At 35.1% G+C, this 20,498-nt stretch carries 16 protein-coding genes; 1 reads left to right on the top strand and 15 read right to left on the bottom strand.

The genetic code is table 11. The features are described from left to right. Positions 1-36: 36 nt before the first annotated feature. Genes C240_RS04265 through kdpA form a run of 5 tightly spaced genes read right to left on the bottom strand, consistent with a single transcriptional unit; the run spans position 37 to position 7,704 of the window. Positions 37-723, bottom strand: coding sequence for a response regulator transcription factor (locus tag C240_RS04265; RefSeq protein ID WP_271491426.1), 687 nt, complete (start codon positions 721-723; stop codon positions 37-39). After that, entirely contained in the window at positions 708-3,395 is a 2,688-nt protein-coding gene (locus C240_RS04260; protein ID WP_271491423.1) for a sensor histidine kinase, read from the bottom strand. Before C240_RS04260 ends, C240_RS04265 begins: the two co-directional genes overlap by 16 nt. A gap of 3 nt (positions 3,396-3,398) precedes the next feature. Then, positions 3,399-3,929: a potassium-transporting ATPase subunit C gene (locus C240_RS04255; RefSeq protein ID WP_271491421.1), complete on the bottom strand. Its 531-nt coding sequence runs from the start codon at positions 3,927-3,929 to the stop codon at positions 3,399-3,401. A 12-nt stretch (positions 3,930-3,941) separates the two neighbouring features. Further along, entirely contained in the window at positions 3,942-6,002 is a 2,061-nt protein-coding gene (gene kdpB / locus C240_RS04250; RefSeq protein ID WP_271491420.1) for a potassium-transporting ATPase subunit KdpB, read from the bottom strand. A gap of 19 nt (positions 6,003-6,021) precedes the next feature. Beyond that, complete coding sequence (kdpA, locus tag C240_RS04245; protein ID WP_271491418.1) at positions 6,022-7,704, bottom strand: potassium-transporting ATPase subunit KdpA; 1,683 nt, start codon at positions 7,702-7,704, stop codon at positions 6,022-6,024. Positions 7,705-8,226: 522 nt separating this feature from the next. Between kdpA and C240_RS04240 the strand changes: the two genes are divergently transcribed. Next, positions 8,227-9,987, top strand: a complete 1,761-nt coding sequence (locus tag C240_RS04240) for an SdrD B-like domain-containing protein (RefSeq protein WP_271491416.1) — start codon at positions 8,227-8,229, stop codon at positions 9,985-9,987. A 177-nt stretch (positions 9,988-10,164) separates the two neighbouring features. Here C240_RS04240 and C240_RS04235 read toward each other — a convergent pair whose 3' ends face one another. The 10 genes from C240_RS04235 to C240_RS04190 all read right to left on the bottom strand — a co-directional run bounded on the left by C240_RS04235 (position 10,165) and on the right by C240_RS04190 (position 20,440). Then, positions 10,165-10,593, bottom strand: a complete 429-nt coding sequence (locus C240_RS04235; RefSeq protein WP_271491414.1) for a cupin domain-containing protein — start codon at positions 10,591-10,593, stop codon at positions 10,165-10,167. A 150-nt stretch (positions 10,594-10,743) separates the two neighbouring features. Continuing rightward, positions 10,744-12,867: an InlB B-repeat-containing protein gene (locus tag C240_RS04230; RefSeq protein ID WP_271491411.1), complete on the bottom strand. Its 2,124-nt coding sequence runs from the start codon at positions 12,865-12,867 to the stop codon at positions 10,744-10,746. A 371-nt stretch (positions 12,868-13,238) separates the two neighbouring features. Continuing rightward, the gene (locus tag C240_RS04225) at positions 13,239-14,012 is read right to left on the bottom strand and encodes a DUF1295 domain-containing protein (RefSeq protein WP_271491408.1); all 774 of its coding nucleotides are present in this window, start codon (positions 14,010-14,012) and stop codon (positions 13,239-13,241) included. After that, positions 14,009-15,793, bottom strand: coding sequence for a DAK2 domain-containing protein (locus tag C240_RS04220; RefSeq protein ID WP_271491406.1), 1,785 nt, complete (start codon positions 15,791-15,793; stop codon positions 14,009-14,011). The genes C240_RS04225 and C240_RS04220 overlap by 4 nt, the downstream gene beginning before the upstream one ends. Continuing rightward, positions 15,793-16,206 carry a DUF2177 family protein gene (locus C240_RS04215; protein ID WP_271491402.1) on the bottom strand — a complete coding sequence of 138 codons (414 nt, stop codon included), beginning with the start codon at positions 16,204-16,206 and terminating at the stop codon, positions 15,793-15,795. The genes C240_RS04220 and C240_RS04215 overlap by 1 nt, the downstream gene beginning before the upstream one ends. Positions 16,207-16,556: 350 nt before the next feature. After that, on the bottom strand, positions 16,557-16,997 hold the full coding sequence (locus C240_RS04210; protein ID WP_271491399.1) for a hypothetical protein: 441 nt from the start codon (positions 16,995-16,997) through the stop codon (positions 16,557-16,559). Positions 16,998-17,157: 160 nt separating this feature from the next. Continuing rightward, the gene (locus C240_RS04205) at positions 17,158-18,117 is read right to left on the bottom strand and encodes a 5-oxoproline transporter, DUF979 family subunit (protein ID WP_271491396.1); all 960 of its coding nucleotides are present in this window, start codon (positions 18,115-18,117) and stop codon (positions 17,158-17,160) included. Between the two features lie 17 nt (positions 18,118-18,134). Beyond that, complete coding sequence (gene pcp / locus C240_RS04200; RefSeq protein WP_271491393.1) at positions 18,135-18,779, bottom strand: pyroglutamyl-peptidase I; 645 nt, start codon at positions 18,777-18,779, stop codon at positions 18,135-18,137. Between the two features lie 17 nt (positions 18,780-18,796). Further along, the gene (locus tag C240_RS04195; RefSeq protein ID WP_271491390.1) at positions 18,797-19,741 is read right to left on the bottom strand and encodes a DUF979 domain-containing protein; all 945 of its coding nucleotides are present in this window, start codon (positions 19,739-19,741) and stop codon (positions 18,797-18,799) included. Between the two features lie 3 nt (positions 19,742-19,744). Then, complete coding sequence (locus tag C240_RS04190) at positions 19,745-20,440, bottom strand: DUF969 domain-containing protein (RefSeq protein WP_271491389.1); 696 nt, start codon at positions 20,438-20,440, stop codon at positions 19,745-19,747. Positions 20,441-20,498: the final 58 nt, after the last annotated feature.

The following is a 20,498-nucleotide window of genomic DNA, read 5'->3' as shown; positions in this document are numbered from 1 at the left end:
TTAATTTTCTCTTTACTGCTTTTTAACAATTCAATTTTATTTTTCCAGCATCCGATAACCAATGCCAATTTCAGTTAAAATATATTCTGGTTCAACCGGATTAGTTTCAATTTTTTTACGAATATTGGACATATTTACCCGTAGTGTTTGGCTTTCATTGCTATAAGGGCCCCAAACTTTTTGTGATAGGTAAGTATGTGTCAGGACTTTACCTAAATTTTCACCAAGGACTTGGATAATTTTATATTCGTTAGGTGTTAAATGGATTAGTTGACCATTTTTGGTAACCCGATGATGTTCAATATCAATACATAAATCTCCATTAATGATTTTTTTGACTTCATTTTGTGCCTCAGGTGTACTCGCCGCATGCCTTAATGCCGTTCTAATTCTAGCTAGCAACTCAGGAGTCCCAAAGGGTTTTGTGATATAATCATCGGCACCTAAATCCAAAGCTTCAACTTTGTTATCTTCATGATCTCGCGCGGAAATAATAATAATTGGAACTTGCGACGTTTCACGGATTTTTTTTAGCACTTCCATTCCATCTTGATCTGGCAAGCCTAGATCCAGTAAAATCAAATCAAAATTCCACATCCGAAAAGTAGACAGTCCCTCTAAAGCCGAGTACGCTAAACGAATTTCGTGTTTTTCTTTTTGTAAGATAGCACCAATAAATTCTCCGATCACATCATCATCTTCAATAATCAAAATTTCTGCCATTCCATTTGCTCCTTTCGTTCTAAAGGTAACGTAAATACAAAAGCCGCGCCGCCTTGTGGTCTGTTTTCTACATGAAGCGAACCATCGTGAGCCATGATAATTGTTTTAACGATCGATAAGCCAATCCCCATCCCAGTTTTTGAGTCAACTGGAATATTTTGTTTAGACATCCCACTATTCAACATTTTAATTTGTTCATCAGTCAGACCTTTTCCTTGATCGGCTACTTCAAAAGTAATGTCCTTGATATTAAATGAAACAGCAACTAAAATTTCGGACTGGCTATTTGAATGACGAATCGCATTTTCTATTAAATTAAACAATACTTGCTCAATCAAAATCGAATCCATCGGTACTAAAATAAATTCGTCTGGAAGCGCAACCTTAATTTGGCTTTCAGGATAACTTTTTCTAATTCGCTGAATCGCAGATGAAACCACTTCTTCGGCGGCTTCTTTACTTTTAGCTACTTTCATTGTCTCTTCATTAATTCGCGTTACAGAAAGTAAATTTTCGACCATTCGAATCAGCCAATCAGCATCTTCTTTAATCCCAACTAGTAATTTACGTTTCGTTTCTGCTGATAATGCTACTGTATCTTGATCCCCTAAAATAGTTTCAACAGAGCCTGAAATTCCAGTTAATGGTGTACGCAAATCATGAGAAATAGCACGTAGTAGGTTCCCCCGCATACGTTCTTTTTCATTTTCAAAAAGAATTTGTTGCCGTTCAGAAGTCAAATTACTTTGCTCAATTGCTAAAGAAAGTTGTGTCGCAACCAATTCTAAAAAGGTAATAACCTCATCTGTAATTGGGTTTTCTTTATTTTTTTCAATACCGATAACCGCAAGTGTCACTCCATTTGATAAAACTGGTAAATACAAGGCTTTTGCTCCCATCAAAGTATCCGTTCCAAAACCGGCTTCTTTTTGATTTACAAAAACCCAGTTGGCGACAGCTAGTTCTTCTAAGCTTCTTAATGGCCCTTTGATTGGCGCTCCGACCGGATTTCGAACATCTTCTTCATCATACAAGACCACTTGACGATCCAGCATATTTGATAGATATTCGGCGGTTGTTAAAAGAATCTCTTTTTGGTTACGAGCAACTAAGTATTTTTTATTCAATTCATATAAAATTTCTAATTGGTGCTCCCGTTTCATTGCGTAGAATGCTTGCTTTTTGATTTGCATCATTAAGTTACTGATTAAAAGAGCTACCAGCAACATAAACACTAACGTTAAAGGATAACCTTGCTTATATACCGTCAGCGAGAAAAGCGGATCGACAAAAAACCAATTAAACATCAGCACACTAACAATTGACGAAAGTGCTGCCCACAAATATCCCGTAGTCACCCGAGCTACCAGCAACACAAAAAGAATATAAATCAAAATTAAATTCTGATCGCCAATATGATAATAGGACCCAAATTCGGAAAGAATTGTCGCAATAGCCAATAAGCCGATTGTCATGTAAAAATCTTTCCAGGTAAAAATACTATTTAGATTTTTTTTCTTAACAGTATACTTATTAAGCAAATATTTTTTCGCTTGATAAGGGACCAAATGAATATCAACATCTGGGATAAATGACACTAATTCATCTTCTAAATCAGGCCGATATAAACGGATAAAACGTGAGCGCTTAATTGCTTTACCCATTACTAAGTCTGTAACACCGCGCATCTTCACATACTGTACGATAGTTTCTCTTTGATTGTCGCTTTCTAAAGTGACAACTTCTCCACCTAATTTCGCTGCTAATTTTGAGTTATCTGATTCGGTATGTTCCGACATGTCTTCTAAAATTTCTAATGCGATCCATTCTGTCCCGAGAGCTTGGGCTAAACGAGCTGTCCAGCGTAGACATTTTTTAGTCATTTCCGGATTTTTTTCGTCGATGATTGTTAATAGTTTCGAATGAATACCAGTGTTTTTTTGCGTTTCTTGCTGATTGGTTGTATTTATATGATCCGAAGCTTTACGGATAGCCATTCCACGCAATAAAGTTAAGTTATCTGTTTTGAAGAAATTAGCCATGGCTTTTTTGGCGTTATCTGATTGATAAATTTTTCCTTGTCTTAAACGTTCCAGCAGTTCTTCTGTTTCAATATCGACAACTTTCAAGGAACTTGTTTCAAAAAATGTATCTGGTACCGTTTCAGAAATATGAACACCTGTGATTTGCTCAACGATGTCATTTAGGCTTTCTATATGTTGAACATTGACGGTTGTATAAACATCGATTCCAGCTTTTAATAATTCCTCAATATCCTGATATCTTTTTTTATTTCTAGCACCAATCGCATTTGTATGTGCCAATTCATCGACTAAAATAATCTCTGGTTTCTTTTCTAACGCAAGATCAACGTCGAATTCATTGATTGTGATACCTTTATATTCATATGCTTTTGTAGGTAAATTTGGCAGTCCTGTTACTAAAGCGGCCGTTTCAGGTCGTGCATGAGGTTCTACATAGCCAATCAAGATATCTTTGCCCTCAGCTTTTTGTTCGTGGGCTTCTTTTAACATGGCATATGTTTTTCCCACACCAGCCGCATAACCGAAGAAAACCTTCAGTCTACCAGACCTCAGGCTTTGTTCGTTCTTCTTCCACTTGGCTAAAAGTTGTTCCGGATCTAAACGTTCCTCTTCCACTTTTGATTCCATCCTTTATTCAGACTCATCCAGCTGTTGGTTTACACCTAAAACATTTACACGTTGTGAGCTAATTGAGCCCATTTTAAGTCCGACAATATTTTGTTTGATTATAGCACGGACATCGGCTTTTTTCATGTTTCTAGCTACCGCAATCCGCTCCACTTGACTCATCGCTCCGTCAACAGATATTTCCGGATCAAGTCCACTGGCAGAAGCTGTTACTAAATCAATTGGCAATTCTTTTACATCAGCTTGTTTCACTCGTTCATTTACCAACTCTTCTTGTATTTTGGAAACTGGGGATAATTGACTGACTTTAGTCGGACGTCCATGAAGATAATTTTCACCAGTAAATGTTTGTCCAATTAGACTTGATCCAATCACTTCTGTTTTTCCATTTATTTCCTGTTTAACGACACTGCCGTTGGCTTGTTTAGAGAATAGTATTTGTCCCACAGCGGTTACAGTAACGGTATAGACAACACCACATAACAAGGTAAAAAGTACGATGCTTTTTAATGAGGTAATCATAATTTTTTTCACAGTTCCTCGCTCCTAAAATAGAATAAGTGTCAAGAACATATCGATCAATTTAATTGCGATAAAAGGTGCAATAACGCCGCCTAACCCATAAACTAATAAGTTATGTCGTAAAATTTGGCTGGCTGGTTTTTCTTTGTAGGATACACCTTTTAACGCTAATGGAATTAACGCAACAATAATCACTGCATTATAGATAATCGCCGAAAGAATTGCCGTCGTGGGATTCGTTAATTTCATAACATTCAACGCATCTAATGCAGGGTAAATACTAAAGAATAATACTGGAATAATCGCAAAATACTTAGCGATATCATTCGCAATACTAAAGGTGGTTAAAGCGCCACGTGTCATCAATAATTGTTTACCGATTTTTACAATACTTATTAACTTCGTTGGACTCGAATCCAAATCGATCATATTTCCCGCTTCTTTAGCTGCTTGTGTCCCTGTATTCATTGCAACCGCAACATCTGCTTGAGCCAAGGCCGGCGCATCATTAGTGCCATCTCCTGTCATAGCAACCAAATGTCCTTTTTCCTGATAATCACGAATCAAGCTCATTTTATTTTCTGGGGTTGCTTCAGCTAAAAAGTCGTCCACTCCTGCTTCTGCAGCAATTGCGGCTGCCGTCATCGGATTATCACCAGTAATCATAATGGTTTTAATTCCCATTTTACGAAGATCATCAAATTTTTCTTTTACACCATTTTTGACAATATCTTTTAAATAAATCACACCGAGAACTCGTTTGTCTTTTACTACAACTAATGGGGTTCCGCCTTCGTTTGCCACACGTTGGACAATAGTATCACACTCTTCTGGATAGACGCTGCCATTTTTTTCGACATGTGTTTTGATTGTATCGGCTGCACCTTTACGGATTTCCGCACCTTGGTAATCAATGCCGCTCATTCGCGTTTTAGCTGTAAATTCAATAAAAGTCACTTCAGTATGATTCAACTCTCTACCACGTATATCAAATTTTTCTTTTGCTAAAATCACAATACTGCGCCCTTCAGCTGTTTCATCAGCTAACGAAGAAAGTTGAGCAGCATCTGCCAGTTCATATTCTTTCACTCCAGATACAGGGATAAATTCACTAGCTCGACGATTTCCTAAAGTAATGGTTCCTGTTTTATCCAATAATAAAATATCGACGTCACCAGCCGCTTCAATCGCACGACCACTCATCGCAATTACGTTTTCTTTATTCAAACGACTCATGCCAGCAATTCCAATAGAAGAAACCAATGCACCAATTGTTGTCGGTGCTAAACAAACCAGTAAAGCAATAATCACTGTTAATGACAATGCGGAACCTGTTCCAACTAATTCACTGGAAAACTTGGTAAACGGTAATAGTGTTGCTGAAACGACTAAGAAAATAATCGTTAACATGATTAAAATAATTTGCAAGCCAATTTCATTCGGTGTTTTTTTACGCTCGGTACCTTCTACCATTGAAATCATTTTATCTAAAAATGATTCGCCGTTTTCCGCTGTTACTTTAATGACTAAATAATCTGAAACAACCGTGGTTCCTCCTGTTACCGCACTACGGTCACCGCCAGATTCACGAATAACCGGAGCAGATTCTCCTGTAATCGCACTTTCATCTACTGAAGCCGCACCATCAATGACATCGCCATCCATCGGAATTTGTTCATTCGCAGCTACATAAACTAAATCACCTTTTTTCAACTCAGATGATTGAACTGGTGTAAATTCTTTATTTTGAGCTGCTTCAATTGAAACGACTTTATGCGCTGTTACTTCTTTTTTCGCTTGTTTTAAACTTTCAGCCTGAGCTTTCCCGCGACCTTCCGCAATTGATTCAGCAAAGTTAGCAAACAAAATCGTCAGCCATAAAATAATGGCAATCGCTAAAATAAAAAATGGGTTAGCATCTACATGTCCAAAAAAAGTAAGTATATAAAGCACTGTTGTTAAAATTGCACCTGTGTAAACAACTAACATAACCGGATTTTTTATTTGAATTGTAGGTGCCAATTTTTGAAACGATGATTTAAACGCGTCTAAGTAAACATTGCGTTTCGCTTGTGTATTTTTCAAAGGAATCCCCTTCTTTTTCTTATTTTGTCAAAAAGTGTTCAGCAATTGGTCCAAGTGCCATTGATGGTAAAAAGCTTAGTGCACCAACGACTAAAATCACGATAATTAACATCGTAACAAACGTTGCGTTCGTTGTTGAAAGTGAACCGGAACCTGTTGCGACGATTTTCTTTTTCCCTAAATTTGAAGCTAGATAAATAACTGCCAGCATAGGTATAAAGCGTGAGAGAATCATAATGATTCCACCTAAAATATTTAAAAATGTCGTATCTGCTGTAAGTCCAGCAAAAGCACTACCATTATTATTAGCTAAAGATGTAAATGTATATAAAATCTCTGAAAAAGCATGCGGTCCTTGATTCGTTAACCAGCTAGTTGCCTGCGGATTGAGAATAAACAGCATCGTGCCAATTAAAGTTAAAAATAGCGGTGTTAAAATGACTAAGCATACCATTTTCATATCGAAAGGTTCGATTTTTTTCCCTAAATACTCTGGAGTTCTTCCCACTAACAAACCTGCAATAAAGATTGCCAGTAAAATAAAAACCAGCATGCCGTACAAACCACTACCGACTCCACCGAAAATAATTTCCCCTAACTGCATCAGAAACATCGGAATCAAACCGCCTAACGGAGTGAAACTATCTAACATACTATTAACTGACCCATTGGATGCAGCTGTCGTACTGACCGCCCAAAGACTAGACCAGCCAATGCCAAAACGAGTTTCTTTTCCTTCCATATTCATTTGCCCAATTACGTGGCTAAATGACGGTCCATAATATTCGCTTAATGTTACACCAATTAAAGCCGCAATCAAAAAACCAAAGGAAACAATCATAATTGTTCTTCCTTGCTTCCATTCTTTCACGAATAAACCAAACGCCACAATCAAAGCAACTGGAATTAATAAGATTGACAAATTCTCAACAAAGTTACTAATTAAGTTGGGATTTTCAAAAGGATGAGCAGAATTGACCCCAAAATAGCCGCCGCCGTTTGTCCCTAATTGTTTAATCGCCACTTGACTAGCAACTGTTCCCAATGGTAAAAAGATTTTTTCGCCAAACTCCAAACTACTTGTTTCCACTGAACCTGCAAATGTTTGAACGACTCCCTGCGAAATTAATATTAAAGATACGATAAAAGAGAGCGGCAACAGAATATATAAAATAACCTTCGTCAAATCTTGCCAAAAATTCCCAAGATGTTTACTTGTTCGATTAGTAAACCCACGAAGTAATACAAAAAGAACTGCAATCCCGACGCCTGCTGAAACAAAATTTTGAACAGTCAGTCCAAATGCCTGAGTAAAAATCGACAACGTATCTTCCCCTGCATAGGCTTGCCAGTTTGTATTTGTCACAAAACTTGCGGCTGTATTAAAAGCCAAAGACAAACTAGTTCCTGGCAGTTTTTCCGGATTTAATGGTAAAAAACCTTGGCTTAAAAGCATCGCCATCAACACAAAAAACGAAAAGCAACTAAAGACCAGAACACTTGTTGCATATTGTTTTGCTGTCATTTCCTTTTGTGCTGGTGTTCCTAGAAATTGATATATTTTAGTTTCGACTGGCTGAATTACTTTCGTTAGTAAATTCTTTTTCCCTGTCATTACCTTGTAGATATAAATACCTAGTGGAATAGCTAAACTAATTAAAACAATTATAAAAATCACTTGTTGAATAAAGATAGTACTCACCGTTGATCCCCCCAAAATAATTCATAAAATAAGTAGATAAGCAGTAACCCTGCGATAATACCAGCAATAATAATCATCGATGTTCTCTCCTTTGGTTGATACATTTACAATAGCAAATTTTATATAAAGATAGTGTTAAAGTTAGCAACATTTCTTTATACAATCTTTATACAAAAAAACTCCCCTATAACCAATCTTAAGGACAGTTTTACAACTACTACTTTAGGATGCACCAATCATTTTAAGGTAAATATAAATAACAAATATTTAAAAATAAAAAACAGAGTAAACAAATTTTATCTGGCACAAAAAACAAAACAACACCAATAAATTAGATTTTTCACAAATTTATTTATTATCAAAAATTTATCTTTACAGATAAAAAAAAGAAATAAATAACTTTTATCGTTTGTTAAAATAAACTAGGCACTTTTAATTGCTGAAAACAATGATTCGTCATTTTAAGTGCGAATAGTTTTAACTTTAGAATATCAAGCAGAGGAAAAATGAAAGGGAGAAAGTATGGATTTAAAAAAATTGAAGTTATTTGTTTTGTTAGTAAGTTTTGTCGGTCTATTTGGTTTTAGTCATAGAGCAGAGGCGTCTTTATTAAATTTACCCGTTAATACAATTTCAGGATCTGTTTATCAAGATCTTAATGAGAATGGAGTAATGGAGCTTAAAAATTTAGAAGTAGCAGTTTCCGGTCAGCAAGTGATCTTGTATGAATCATTGACTGATGCTGTAAATAATCAAAACGCAGTTCAATCAACTACAACTGGTACGTTAGGAACATTTGCTTTCACAAAATTAAAACGCAATACCTATTACGTAAGATACAATTTCGATTCAAATTACCGAGCAATTGCATTTGATAGAAATGCTGTTTCAGAAACTGGTGAGCAATTAAACGGGATTGTTCAGATTGAAGCAAATGATCGTTCTACACTTTTATACTCAGCGAATTTACCGTTAAAAAGAGTGACTTCATTAGACATTTTACCTTTTGAAGATACGAACTGGAATGGACTGATGGATGCAGATGAGTCTATTCTAAACAATAAAACTATGATTATCATCAATCTTCGTCGTCTTGTACAAGTTTTAGATTCGGATGAACTTTCGAATTTAGATATTACGAGTTTACTTTTAAATTCATTAAGCGGAAATATTGATATCGCTGATGCTATCTATTTAAGAACAACTAAAGACGGAAAAATAATTAATTTACCTGATGTTTCATCGGATCTTTATATCATTTTACGTTCACCATTTGATTTAACCTTGTCTGGACTTGCGGAAAATACAAGTAAAATTGCGGCCATTTTAGAGATTATCCAAGGCGGCGATCTAGCAAGTATCTTGAACAATCCTGATTTAATTGCTACTGGAGATATCGATACAAATTCAGATAATACGTATATCAAACTACTAGCATCTATCTTCCCTAAACTTGCAGATGAAATTGATAAAATAAATTATGCTGAAATCATCGGTGAAGACAATTCAACCACGATTACAAAAACAACTACACAACTACGCTCACTAGGAAGTTTAATTGATAATGTTCCCGCAATGCGTTTTGCAAAAGTTGATACATTTGGTAATTCTTATGATCTGACTGGATTAAAAATTAGAAAGACAAATCAGTTTTTCTTTGGAATCCAACAATATGCCAGCATCACTGGTTCTGTTTTTAACGATACAAATTTAAATGGGCGAAAAGACACGTTAGAGTCATTACGTGCAGTTGATTTAACTGCTTATGACGAAGCTGGAAATGTGTTAGGCTCTGTGCGGACACCTTCTCTTGTTGGAGATTATGAACTGAGTAAATTACCATATGGACAAAAAATCTATTTAGGTATTGCAACAGATAGTCCTGTTTCACAAGAATTAATCGAAGGAAAACCTGCTGCTCTAGCTGATAAAAAAATCATTGGTACTTATTTCTTCGAACAAGTTTCAGGAATCACAACAATCAATCAAAATATTGGTATTGCCTCTATCAATAATGTTGGTTTTAGAGTGAAAAGTACTAGTCCAACAACAAATTCAGCCGTTGTAACGTTTGTTAATACCAACACTGTAGCAATGCCAGTTTATTACACTCTAAATGGAGAACAATCAGATTCATTTACAATTCCTGCTAGAGGACTACTTGCTAGAGAAAGTGTTAAAGATGTTTCATTAACTAACCTTCAAAGCAATGGTGAAAATATCATCACTGTTCATTGGGCTAACGAGTTTTATTCTGGGGAAAAAACCGATCATCAGTTTTAAAAAAATTTTATAACACTTATTACTTGCTCTCTTGATATTCTAAGTGGAAATGTGGAGGCTGAGACAAAAGCGTTTCGCTTCGACAATTTTCTAAAACCCGCACAATGCAATAAAACGCATTGTGCGGGTTTTAGTCCAATTGCTCAAGTTTAAACGACTTCTGTTACAATTTTATTTTTATGTTTCGAATAGCAATAAGTTTTCTATCTCTTCATCTGTATAAATTCGTTTATCATTCTTTATCACTTCAGATTGGTCTTTTTCAGGAGCTACAAATCTAAAAATAGTACATTCTGCTAGGGAATTTTCTATATTGGAGATTCGATGAATGCTATTGTTCATCCTAATAATTTCACCACAGTTCACTTTTCTTTGTTTTATTTCATTTCCAATCCATTCTAATAACAAGCTTCCTTTATTAACAACAATGATCTCCTCGATCTCTTGATGACTGTGCCAATCTTGTACAGACTTTTCGGGAATTACGTTCGTATGGATTTCAAATGTATCAAATAGATAATAACCAACTTTTGTGCCATTTTCTTTTGTTATTGAAATTGCATCTTTGGGATCTATGAATTTTGGGGTTCTGTTTTGGAATGTCATAGTATTTCGCTCCTTTATTTTACGGTAAAACACTTGTTGTCATTTAGTTTAACATATGTGGAAGTTTCCTTCTTAACAATTTCTTTTTAAAGTACATTAGAAAAAACGATATCAGGACAATTTCCTAATACCGTTTACAAGTAGCATTTATTATTTTTTATAAAAGACAATAGCTAATCCACTAACCATCAAAAACCCAATTATACTTAAAAAATCAAATATTTCGCCAGTTGATGGCAGCTTCGTCGGTTTCGTTTGGGATGTATTCCCGCCTTTTGAGTTACTTGGATCTTCTGTTACATTATTTTTTTCCCAATGTGCATACAATTTCAGATCATTATTTGGCATTGTCATCTTGTTAAATTCCCAGATGTTATCATTTTCATCATACCATCCACTAAAATTATAGCCAGTGCGAGTTGGTTTTGATGTTGGCTCTTGCACATTTGCTCCGAACACTACATTTTGTACTGGTGGCACCTCACTTGTTCCCCCGTTTAAATCAAAAGTCACAGTATAGGTGTTGATCTGCCATTGTGCATATAGAGTCAAATCACTATCCGGCATTACATCAGTTACAAAATCCCAAAGCCCTGTTGAACCATCAACCTTAGAACTCCATCCAGTAAAAGTGTCCCCCATACGCGTTGGTTCAGGCGTTGGCTCCTGTATCTTGCTTCCAACTGCTATAGATTGTTCTAGTGGTATCTCGCTTGTTCCCCCATTTAGGTCGAAAGTAACAATTGATGTGTTTTCAGCCCATTGCGCATAAAAGGTCACGTCACCGTCTGGTACTGAACTTGCTGTAAAATCCCAGACTTCTTCTGAGCCATCTGCTTTTGGACTCCATCCAACAAAAGTATAACCAGAACGTGTTGGTTTAGACGTTGGCTCTTGTAAAACGTCTCCAACAGCTAAATGTTGTGCTGGAGGAACTGTACCTGTTCCGCCATTTAAATCAAAAGTAACATTCGTAAAAAAGTTATTGTTAGTTTGGAAAAAACTCATACCCAAATCATTATCTAACGTTGCAAGACCAAAAAGAAAAGTTGAATAATCAATACCTTGGATTGAATTTGCTTTCCAATCTGGTTCTTCAATACTATAGCGCCAAAGAATTTCCTTAGAAGTATCAGATTGTAACTGATAAATACCTTTTTTATTCGTATATATATCCAGTAAATCTTGAGCTCCACTCGGATTAACAGGTAAAAATCCTGAAATAATATGAGGTGAAATCACTATAAATTTATTGTTGTTAATTGAATCAGCATGATAGCCATATTCTGCTGGTGCTGCTCCGGCGCCATTTCCCCATTCATAAGGATTTGTTTTATTTGTTCCTGCACTCCAAAGTTTGTCAGCTTTATAAGTATTTTCAATGTAAACATTATACTCACTTGATTTTGAGAACATATTTACCATGTAATACGGAAAAAGTAGGGTAAAAGATGATAAATAATGGTCTGGATGATCTGTTAAAAGACTTAAACCGTCAAATTGCTTATTCAAAAGATTTTCTGGCGTTTCATAATGGTTTTGCCACAACTTAACAGCTTTACTTTCGGGATTACTACTATTTTGATTATACGCTAACCACGCTACGATAATATATTCGTTATAAGGTAAAGTAATAGAATTTGCTACGCCTGTTCCATCTTCATTCATCGTAAGGTAAATACCGCCAGTGTCAATATCCGCAATAGTCGCTTCAAAATCAATTGAATGATAAAGTTTAGCAACAGATTCGCTTAACTCCGGATCATTAAAATACTTTTCAGCAAACAAAGCACCTACTAAAAATATAGCTGTATCAACTGTACTGTATTCCGAATTCCATTCTTGTGCACCTGTTTCCATATTGATAAAATGCCGATAAAATCCATTTGACGTTCGATCAGCATGAAACCCTGCTGTTTGGTCTGTCATGGTTGCTACAGTTTGTTTCGCTTTTTCTAATGCATCTGATTCCCAATTCTTTTTATCTGCAATAGTTAATGACATTAAGCCGATACCAGTAGCTGCAACAGAGGATGGATGATAATTCTCTCCTGGTTCAAGTAATACACTATCTCTGTAAACTCCGATATCATTTCTTAAATCTCTAAAAACGTCATAACTATTGCTAAATAACATGCTTAGTACATCATCTTGAGATGCTTGTGCTTCTAAAGTTTGATTTTTGTCATCCTCTTGAGCAAAAGTTGGCACAGTAAACGATAGTGAGATGGTAATTAAAGAAAGAAAAGTTATAAATTTGACTATATTTTTCACAAAAAATCTCCTTTTCACTTTTTATCGAAACGTTTCTATAACATTGTATAATATATATGAATTATATGCAAACGCTTACTAAAAAATTGAAGTCTCCATAAGTAAACCTCATATTGTTACGCAACAATATGAGGTACGATCTAATTTAAAATAGCACATACTTGGATCCAAAATTTAGGAAGTACCAAGGAGGTACCCTTTATCGTGAAAGCCTTCTTATTTTTGAGATTTAGCCCTTCTATCCTATCATCATATATCATTAAACTAATACTGGTTTTTTATTTTAGTGAATGAATTACCATACCGTCGACACTCAATTAAAATCAGACTTACATACTATATTATTAACATGCTTTAAATATGGCATTAGCTTATAGACCTTTTTTCCCTATGCTTGGAAAAAACTTAGGTGTACGTTTTGCATACTCTTGAAAATCAGAGCGGTCTTTATACTTATTTTCTAGCAAAGGAACTCCTGAAACAAATAACAACAATAATGTAATTAGAACCGGACTAATAATCAACCATATTTCTGATAACTGCGTAATAGCAATAAGAAATATTCCCCACCAACACGTTGCTTCACCAAAATAATTTGGATGCCTTGTCACAGACCAAAAACCTGTCGTTAATAATTTCCCTTTATTTTCTGGCTTCTTTTTAAATTTTTCTAATTGTCGGTCTCCTCCAACTTCAAAAATAAAACCTAATATCCACAAAATGATCCCAAACCATTGCCACCAGCTAAAACTAACTGTTTCTTTAGAGAAAGTATGCATGATTGGCAATGAAATAATAAATAGTAAGATACCTTGTAAAAAGAAAACATTAAAAAAAGCTTTTAAGTTAACAAATTTTGTTCCCCAGCGCTTTCGCATATTCACATAGCGATAATCTTCTGGCTTATTCCAGTTACGTCGTGTTAGATGTAAAAATAGGCGAATCCCCCACAGTGATACTAAGGTAAGAATAGTAATACCTTGCACGGTCATATTTAGGGTAGTCAAAAATCCAACCCATGCAACTACAACAAAACCTCCCCCCCAAGCGATATCTACTAAAGAATAATTATTTTTACTAGTAGAAATGACAAACCAAACAATAAAATAAGCGAATAATGTACTTGCAATAGTCCAATAAATCATAACTTTCTCTCCTTTTTGATTCCGGCAATTGCAATGCTACCTACGCCTGCACTAATTGCTATTGCAGCTGAGCTATCTACAATACTAGATGGTTGACCGATTTCAGTTCTTATACGTTTTTCTAAATGTTCTGCTTGTTCTTTGGCACAAACATGAGCGAAGGCTATTTCGTCAAGTTTATCGTCTTTCACAAATTTAAAAATATTTTTCATTATTTTTTTTATATTTTGTTGTTGGCTAAACGATATTCCAGTTAAGTTTCCCTGCCCAGTATGATCCAAACTAACGGTTGGTAGTATCCTTAATTTTTGCACCAACGTGCCTATTAAAGAAGGAATTCTTCCAGATTGGATCATTGGAGATAAATCCGCAACAGCCACATAAATAAAAATACGGTCAATTGTTTTATTTGTTTCTTCTACTACTTTTTCAAATGCATGGCCATCTTCTATGAATTGAACTGCTTTTTTTACTAGTAATCCTTGAGCAACTGAATTATTTCTAGAATCAACAACTTGTATCCAATCTTTAGATAATTTTTTCTCTTTAATCCTTTGCATAATTAGTTGATATGTCCCGCTTAATTTTGAAGAAACTGTAATAATCAACACTTGTTTATACTTATTTTCTAAAAATGATAGTAATGAATCTATCGTTCGGATATCTGGTTGCGCCGTACTCATTTTTATTCCATTCGCTTGTTTTTCTTTAATAATTTCTGGATTAATCGTTAACTTGTCTAAATAACTGGATTCGTCTGTTAAAATATTTATTGGTAATACATGAATTTGATGTTTTAATATAAATGCTTCTGGAATATCTGCAATTGAGTCAGTAACAATCGCAATTCTTGCACGTTTTTTTTTTGTAACCTGATACTGCAATTGCATATCATCGACTTTTTGGTACATTATGCTTCCATATGCTTCTAGTAATGCTAAGATTTTACCAGGGGTATTCGTATGGACATGAATCTTTAGTTTTTTTTGATTTCCAGCAACAACAATAGAATCTCCTTCTTTTTTTAGAAGATTTTTCAATTGATTTTGTGAAATACTAGGTTGGTTTAAAATAAATTCAGAGCAATAGCGAAAACTAGGTTCCGTTGTTACTTCATGTTTCTCAAATTTGATTACTTGATTGTTTATCTCTGAGGTTGAAACGACAGTTGTGACTTGATTACAGTAAGCATCTGTGAAACCTGTGATAAAATAATAAAAACCTTTAGCACCAGAATCAACTACTCGATTTTTCTTTAAAATAACCATTTGAAACTGGGTATGAATTAACGCTTCTTCAGCAATACTTTGTGCAGCTATTAATGATTGTTCAAGAGAATTACCTTTCTCATATGAAGCGGCAAGTTTTTGCGCCCAAGCACTAATGACTGACAAAATGGTTCCTTCTTTTGGCTCTAAAACAGCTTCATAAGCTTTATTTACTGAATCTTGGAAAGCTTGAACCAAAGCTTTAGAGGATATTTCTGACTGATGATAACATTCAGCAACACCACTTAAATACTGCGCAAAAATAATTCCCGAATTGCCTCTTGCCCCTATCAATGCTGCTGAAGAAACATCATCGAGCAACTCTTTTATTGAGTTTCCTTTTTGGGGTACGTTGTCAAGAAGCCCTTGCATTAATGAAGCAAGATTACTGCCTGTATCTCCATCAGCCACAGGAAAGACATTAATGCTATTCAACTCTTCTTTTCTTCCAATGACTTCTGATGCCCCATTAAACAGACTTTTTAACAGACGGTGACTATCTATATCTCCCATTATGATCCTGCGCCTCCAAAGAATTTTAAATTAATAAAATAAACAATAATTGATGTAACTGCTGTAACAGATGCTCCCCAAATTAGGTCAATAATTGTCATCGTAATTGGCCAATTTTTAAGTGTTGCCAAATTTGTCAGATCATATGTAGCGTAGCAGACAAATCCAAAAAATGCTCCTGCTAAAATTATATAACTCAAACTATTTTTATCAATACCTGGAATCAAAACAAAAATCGTCACACCAATCACATAAATGATGTAAAAAAGGATAGCCGGTGCAATTTGGACCTCTCCCATTAGATGACCAATAAACTGTTGATACATCTTCTTTGAAACAACAAGTAGCCAAAAGAGATCAAATATTAAGAAAACAACAGCACTTATTAAAAAAAGTTTGAAAAATTGAACCATTTCCCTCTCCCCCTTATCAATTGATAAGGATAGTTTAACACAAAGATAATCAGACTGCTAAATATAAATCTTCACTTCAACCTCATGCCTATTCCGCCTTAAGTTTGACTAACTAGGCACTAAAAATCAGTCTCAATCTTTACTAAATAATAAGCATTTTTGAATGTGCCCTCTGTATAATCGCTTCAATAACTTTCTGACTAAAAACCCAAAGCTTATTCAAGGACATTTTTTCAATTATTGGATAAGCAGAAAAGATCTTCAAAATCAAAAGTTTCATCACAAAAGATTGAATGAAGATAACCTTCATTGTTTATTCAAGTTAATTCTCTAAAAGGTATTTTCGATCTTCAAAGCCAAATTAAACACTCTATCTCTTCCTTCTTTAATATACCGTCTTTTAGCGACTCCAAAATAAATTGCTTTGGATCATCAACTTCTACGTTATCTCGCACTAAAATATCTATTCCTGCTGGAGTTACAAGCGAACGTTCAAATCTTATGACTAAAATTCTCTCGGTCAGCACAAGGATAGACCATTCACTTTTCAATACTTTCAAGATACCTTTCCCCCGCCAAATAAATTTAGTTGTGCTATATGTATCAATACCATCAATTTGCTTGGATTTGCTTTTTGTTTCATACTTTACTGTATCTAAAAATTTAGTGGGATTATTAGATATTTTTTTATACGTAATCATTGGATTTTTCCGTTTTTTTGATGCCCACATCGGAAAATCTGTACCTTTAATTATCCAACTTCCTTCAAGCAATGAGAGCGACTCAACCATCTTACACCATTCCTTTCAAACTTTTTCACCAATTGAATCTACCTTAACTTTAAGACAAAATTCCATTTTCTTCTATTAATCTGCTTTACGCAAAAAAACTAAGTGCTTGATATATAACTCTTTGAGTTATTATATATCAAGCACTTAGTAACCGAATTTCTTAAGAAAAGAACATCGAACCATAATGAACTAAAAAATACATATAGCCAATTTGGAACACTAATAAAATTAGCGAAACCACAATTTGATTTTTTATAACACCATATTTGTCTTTCATTTCTAAGATATTTACTGGTACAATATTGAAATTTGCTGCCATTGGTGTCATTAAAGTACCACATGATCCACACGTTAAAGCAACCATTCCAATTACTGGATCTACTCCATAACTTAACACAAATGGATATCCTACTCCTACTAACATCACCGTAATCGAAGCAAACGAGTTACCCATAATCATGGTAAAAATAACCATCCCCACTGCTAATAATACAATTCCAATAAAAATATTTCCTTTAGGAACAACAGATTGAATCCCTTTAGCCACGACGTCACCAACACCCGCTTCTGTATAAATGACTCCCAACGAAGCAAGTAACATTGGTAAAATGGATAACGGTCCAACATTTTCTAGCATAGTAGCACCATCTTCTAAAAAAACAAATGCAGTATTTCTTCTCGAATATAGATGCAAAATCAGCATTGATAATAAAACACCCAGCCCAATACCGACTAAGGAACTAATCGTTGTAAAAAAAGAACACAGTATCGCGACGATTCCAATCGCCAATGCAGGAATAAAGATCTTTGCTCCTTGATTTTTAAAGGCTTCTGCTGGTTTTTGTTTTGTTAATTGCTTAAATGGAACGACTCGTTTACGAATTGCCGGGATTGTCATAATTAAAATCAAACCACCAACAACTGCACTTGGAATAAAACGTCCAAATGCCAGTACTGTTCCTAACAAGGCCCAAAAAAGAAAAGATTCACGGCTAATACGATTTTGCCAATTTTTTAAATGTTTACTAGCGACATAAAAACACATGAAACCCATAATCATAAATAGGCCTTCCAGCAATTTGTCGTTCAGTGGTATTTCAGGATTTAGAAAAAAAGTCATTTGCTTATCTGCTTTCTTTAGTGAGTTGTACCAACGTTTAATTCAATTTCTTCATCATTCAATGTGATCGCTTCGATTGCTAGTTCTAAGGTTTTAGCGATTGTTGGAATCGGCATTGATGGTGTGTCTACTGCTTTCCCGATTACTTGACCAGGTTCAAAGGGTACGTGGATAAATCCGCCTTTAATTGTTGGGAATTCTTTATCAATCATATAAAGTAATTGATACATAATTTCATTACAGACAAACGTTCCGGCTGTATAAGAAATGTACGCAGGTAATCCATGATCGTTTACATGTTTTAACATCGCTTTGATTGGTAATGACGTAAAATAAGCTGTATCGCCATCTTCTTTGACTTTTTCGCCTAGTGGTTGATTGCCTTTATTATCCGGAATTCTAGCTTCGACTAAATTGATTGCTACACGTTCAAACGAAACAGCACCACGTCCACCTGCTTGACCTACACATAAAACCACATCTGGTTGTTCCTGTTCAATTGCTTCTTTTACTCGTTTCCCGCTTTCGCCAAAGACAGTCGGTACTTCAACTTTAACAATCGTCGCACCATTGATGGTATCTGGTAACAATTTTACCGCTTCATATGCAGGATTAATCTTTTCTCCGCCAAATGGATCAAAACCAGTTACTACTATTTTCATATTCTATTCATCCTTTCTTAGTTAAAAATAATCATATACAAAATTTGAAAAACAAGCATAAACAACGCCACGAAAATTTGATTTTTAATTACGCCGTATTTATCTTTCATCTCTAAAATCGCTACCGGCACAATATTGAAGTTTGCTGCCATCGGTGTCATTAAGGTACCACAGAAACCACAAGAAAGAGCAATCATACCAATTAAAGCCGGATCAGCGCCATAGTTCAGTACAAATGGTGCACCAATCCCCACGGTCATAACAGTAATCGCCGCAAACGCATTTCCCATAATCATTGTAAAGATAACCATTCCGATTGCATAAATAATAATCCCAACCGTAACGTTACCTGCTGGAACAATACTGCTAACACCTTTTGAAATAACTTCACCTACGCCAGCTTGAGTAAAGACTGCACCTAATGAAGCTAATAACATCGGCAACATAGATAACGGACCTACCGTACCTAACATATCAACAGTATCTTTAAAGAAAACAGCAGGTTTATTGTCTTTTGAAAATACCATTAATAAAATAATTGCTAGAAATACCCCAATTCCCACACCAACAAGAGCACCTAATTTTGTAAACAAAGCGACAAGAATCGCTACAAAACCAATACTTAAAGCTGGAATAAAAATACGATTACCGATTTTATCTGCCATTTTTTCCATATATTCTTTGCTTGCAGCATGACTTTTCCCTTTGGTTACTTTATGGAAAATCGCTGGAACTGTCATTGCTAAAATTAGAATACCTGTGAAAGTACTAGGAATCCAGCGTCCAAATCCGATTACAATACCTAAAATCGTCCAGAAAAAACCTGAGCCATAACGGTGCTTGTTCGTCTGATCCATAAAGTTGTAGATCCCTGTTCCAATCCCAATCAAACCCATAATCATATAAATAAGTTCTAACAACTTTTCACCTAATAAAACATCCGAGCTAAAAAAGAAGTCCATTTTTTAGTTTCCTCCTTTTTGTTCGCCGTAATATTTTTTCATCAAGCGCTTGTCTTTAATATAGAAGTAAACACATGCAACAATTAATGCCACAAGAGCCACTGGAATTTCAACCAGCATCAAGTTCACTAATGATACTTCATAGCCCAAATTTTTCAATGTTGACTGTACTAACAACGCTCCAGCTCCACCGATAAATAGGTTTTGACCGAAGAACCATGTGATATTTTCCATAGCAGAAGACATTCCTTTTAACTCTTCAAAATACTCTTCATTATCCGGTAAATTTTTAGATTCAACAGAGCCTTCCATCATTGGATAAACAATCGGACTAACGAATCCTGCAACACCGCCAAAGCTAACATTGAATGCCGCAAAAACGGTTCTGAAAACACCATAAATCATTAAAATTACACTTGCATTAACTTTTTTGGTTTTTCTAATCATACGTGCAGCAGATTCTTTCAAACCGTTTCTCTCTAATGTTCCTGTAGCTAACATAATAATAATAAAAATTGCCATACCTCGATTTGATACAAAACTTGTCCCAAGAATGTCTAACATCGCAGTTAAACCCATGCCGCTAACTAAAGCCGTTACAATTAGTGATGCCGCAACAATTAGAATCGAATCTAATTTTAAAGCAAATCCAACAATAACGATCAGTACTCCGACCAAACTAAATATATTTGCGTCCAATTTTCTTTACCACCTTTTCATCAATATGGTTTGTATTTTATCTTTTTTTTCTACTAAT

It is taken from the genome of Enterococcus sp. 5H, assembly GCF_028128615.1.
GTDB lineage: Bacteria > Bacillota > Bacilli > Lactobacillales > Enterococcaceae > Enterococcus_L.
The sequence above is the reverse complement of the archived record's forward strand: the minus strand, read 5'-3'. Positions and strand labels throughout refer to the sequence as shown.